This window comes from Methylobacterium sp. WL18 (genome assembly GCF_008040015.1).
In the GTDB taxonomy this organism is placed as follows: Bacteria; Pseudomonadota; Alphaproteobacteria; order Rhizobiales; family Beijerinckiaceae; genus Methylobacterium; species Methylobacterium mesophilicum.
Genome location: NZ_VRVD01000571.1, coordinates 1 through 3,032, shown reverse-complemented (window position 1 = coordinate 3,032; position 3,032 = coordinate 1). Strand labels below are relative to the sequence as shown.

The following is a 3,032-nucleotide window of genomic DNA, read 5'->3' as shown; positions in this document are numbered from 1 at the left end:
GCCTCGCGGGAGCCCTCGGCCGGCGGCGGCAGGATCAGGTCGGCGGCCGTGACCGCCGGGACCTCGATGCGCAGGTCGATCCGGTCGAGCATCGGCCCGGAGATCCGCGACTGGTACTGCGCCATGCAGCGCGCGTTCGGCCCGCGCCGGCAGGCATAGCCCGGCTCCAAGCCTTGCCCGCAGCGGCACGGGTTCATGGCCGCCACGAGCTGGAAGCGCGCCGGGTAGGTCACCCGGTGGTTCGCCCGGGCGATCATCACCTCCCCGGTCTCCATCGGCTGGCGCAGGCTGTCGAGCGCCTGCGGGTTGAACTCGGGCAATTCGTCCAGGAACAGCACGCCGCCATGGGCGAGCGACACCTCCCCGGGTCGCGCGCCGAGACCGCCGCCGACCAAGGCCGCCATCGAGGCGGAATGATGCGGCTGCCGGAACGGCCGGCGGTTCGAGAGCGCGCCGCCCTTCAGCTGGCCCGCCACCGACTGGATCATGGAGATGTCGAGCAATTCCCGCGGCGTCAGCGGCGGCAGGATCGACGGCAGACGGGCGGCGAGCATCGACTTTCCGGAGCCGGGCGGCCCGTTCATCAGAAGGTTGTGACCGCCCGCCGCCGCAATCTCCAGGGCCCGCTTGGCCCCCTCCTGACCCTTGATATCGGAGAGATCCGGCAGCGGTCCGGCCAGGCTGGCCACGGACGGTTCCGGCCGGGCCATGACCTGGCTGCCCTTGAAGTGGTTGGTGAGCTGGATCAGCGAGCGCGGGGCGAGCACGTCGAGATCGCCACCCGCCCAGGCCGCCTCGGACCCGGTCGCGGCCGGGCAGATCAGCCCGAGGCCGCGCGCCCCCGCCGCGATGGCGGCCGGCAGCACGCCGTTCACCGCCGTGATGCTGCCGTCCAAAGCCAGCTCGCCGAGCACGCAATAGCCCCCCAACGCGTCGGCTGGGATCGCCCCGATCGCCGCCATGACGCCGAGCGCGATCGGGAGGTCGTAGTGCGAGCCTTCCTTCGGCAAGTCGGCCGGGGCGAGGTTGACGGTGATGCGCTTGGCCGGCAGCGCAAGACCCGAGGCGATCAGCGCGCCACGCACCCGCTCGCGCGATTCGGCCACCGCCTTGTCGGGCAGGCCGACCACGTTGAAGACGACGTTGCCCGGGATGATCTGGACCTGCACGTCCACGGCCCGGGCCTCGATCCCCTCGAACGCCACGGTGGCGACGCGTGTGACCATAGGTCGGCAGTCCTGGGCCCCGGCGCCGGAGCGGCGCGACGGGCAACCTTAGCTGTGCGGGAAAATCGAAGCGGCCTCAAGAGGATCGCGGTCAGGCCGGAACCTCGGCGTCCTCTTCCTGTTCAAAGCCGGCACGCAACGAAGACACGGAGCCCCTCATGCGCCTCGCCGCCCCCTTCCTCGCCCTCACCCTGGCCGCCGGCCTCACCAGCGTCGCCCGGGCCGACGAGAAGCTGCCGCCCGACCAGCAGGCCAAGGTCGAGGCCGTGCTCCGCCAGGAGGGCTTCACCAAGTGGAAGGAGATCGAACTCGACGACGGCATGATCGAGGTGGACGACGCCATCGACGCCAGCGGCAAGCAGTTCGACCTGAAGCTCGATCCCAAGACCCTTGCTGTGGTCAAGCGCAAGGCCGAGTAGCCGGCGCTTGCGTTCGGCAAAGAGCCCGGCCATATAGCCGGCGGGGGGTTGGCGAGGGACGTTTCACTCGCCAACCGGGTCAGGTCCGGAAGGAAGCAGCCCTAACGAGACCGAGCGGGTCTTCGTCCAGCCTCCCACCTTATTTCTTGCCTCGTTTCTTGGCGCTCGGCAGCCCGACCCGATACGGCATGGACGCTACGACCGGCACGCCTGACGACGAGCCGGGCCTGCCCGGGTTCGCGAGCCCCGCTGGCGCGGTGACGCCCTATCGGGTGCTCGCGCGGAAATACCGCCCGACCAATTTCGGCGACCTGATCGGCCAGGACGCGATGGTCCGGACACTGGCCAACGGGTTCTCGGCCAACCGCATACCGCAGGCGTGGATGCTGACCGGCGTGCGCGGGGTCGGCAAGACCACCACCGCCCGCATCCTCGCCCGCGGCCTCAACTACGCCCGCGCCGGAGTTCCCGATACCGGCCCGACCGTGTCGATGCCGGAACTCGGCCTGCACTGCGCCGCGATCATGGAATCCCGGCACATGGACGTGCTGGAGATGGATGCCGCCTCGCATACCGGCATCGACGACGTGCGCGCGATCATCGACGGCATCCGCTACGGACCGGTCTCGGCGCGCTACAAGGTCTACATCGTGGACGAGGTCCACATGCTGTCCGAGAAGGCGTTCAACGCCTTCCTGAAGACGCTCGAGGAGCCGCCGCCCCACGCCAAGTTCGTGTTCGCCACCACGGAGATCCGCAAGGTCCCGGTGACGATCCTGTCGCGCTGCCAGCGGTTCGACCTGCGCCGGGTCGAGGCGCCGGTCCTGCACGCCCATCTCGCCAAGGTCTGCGCGGCGGAAAAAGTCGAGGCCGAGGAGGAGGCGCTGGGCGCCATCGTGCGGGCCGCCGAGGGCTCGGTCCGCGATGCGCTCTCGCTGCTCGACCAGGCCATCGCACACGGCGCCGGCGCGGTCACGGCCCAGAGCGTGCGCGACATGCTCGGGCTCGCCGACCGGGCGCGCATCCTCGACCTGTTCGAGGCGGTGATGCGCGGCTCGGTGCCGGCGGCCTTTGCGGAGCTGCGGGCCCAGTACGATTCCGGCGCCGACCCGTCGGTGGTACTGTCCGACCTCGCGGCCTTCACCCACCTCGTGACCCGCCTCAAGGCCGTGCCGGAGACCGCCTCCGACCCGACGCTCAGCGAGACCGAGCGGGTCCGCGGCGGTCAGTTCGCGGAACAGCTCTCGATCCGCGCCCTGTCGCGGGCCTGGCAGATCCTGCTCAAGGCGATCCCCGAGGTCCAGGCCGCGCCCCGCCCCCTGGCGGCGGCCGAGATGGCGATCGTCCGCCTGGCCTACGCGGCCGACCTGCCGACACCGGACGAGGC

The 3,032-nt window shown here is 70.8% G+C and carries 3 protein-coding genes and 1 other RNA gene; 3 read left to right on the top strand and 1 reads right to left on the bottom strand.

Going from position 1 to position 3,032, the window contains the following annotated elements:
* Positions 1 to 1,226 (bottom strand): YifB family Mg chelatase-like AAA ATPase (locus FV228_RS25135; RefSeq protein ID WP_147857040.1); only part of this gene is annotated, 1,226 nt, incomplete at its 3' end.
* A 158-nt stretch (positions 1,227 to 1,384) separates the two neighbouring features.
* Here FV228_RS25135 and FV228_RS25130 point away from each other — a divergent pair.
* The 3 genes from FV228_RS25130 to FV228_RS25120 all read left to right on the top strand — a co-directional run.
* Positions 1,385 to 1,645: a PepSY domain-containing protein gene (locus tag FV228_RS25130; RefSeq protein WP_147857039.1), complete on the top strand. Its 261-nt coding sequence runs from the start codon at positions 1,385 to 1,387 to the stop codon at positions 1,643 to 1,645.
* A gap of 41 nt (positions 1,646 to 1,686) precedes the next feature.
* Positions 1,687 to 1,785: signal recognition particle sRNA small type (gene ffs, locus FV228_RS25125), an RNA gene on the top strand.
* 48 nt (positions 1,786 to 1,833) lie between these two features.
* The coding region (locus tag FV228_RS25120; protein WP_147857038.1) for a DNA polymerase III subunit gamma/tau at positions 1,834 to 3,032 on the top strand (1,199 nt) is incomplete at its 3' end.

What these genes read in the sequence shown, in the direction of transcription:
- FV228_RS25130 (WP_147857039.1), top strand. Translation starts at nt 1,385, where the DNA reads ATGCGCCTCGCCGCCCCCTTCCTCGCCCTCACCCTGGCCGCCGGCCTC.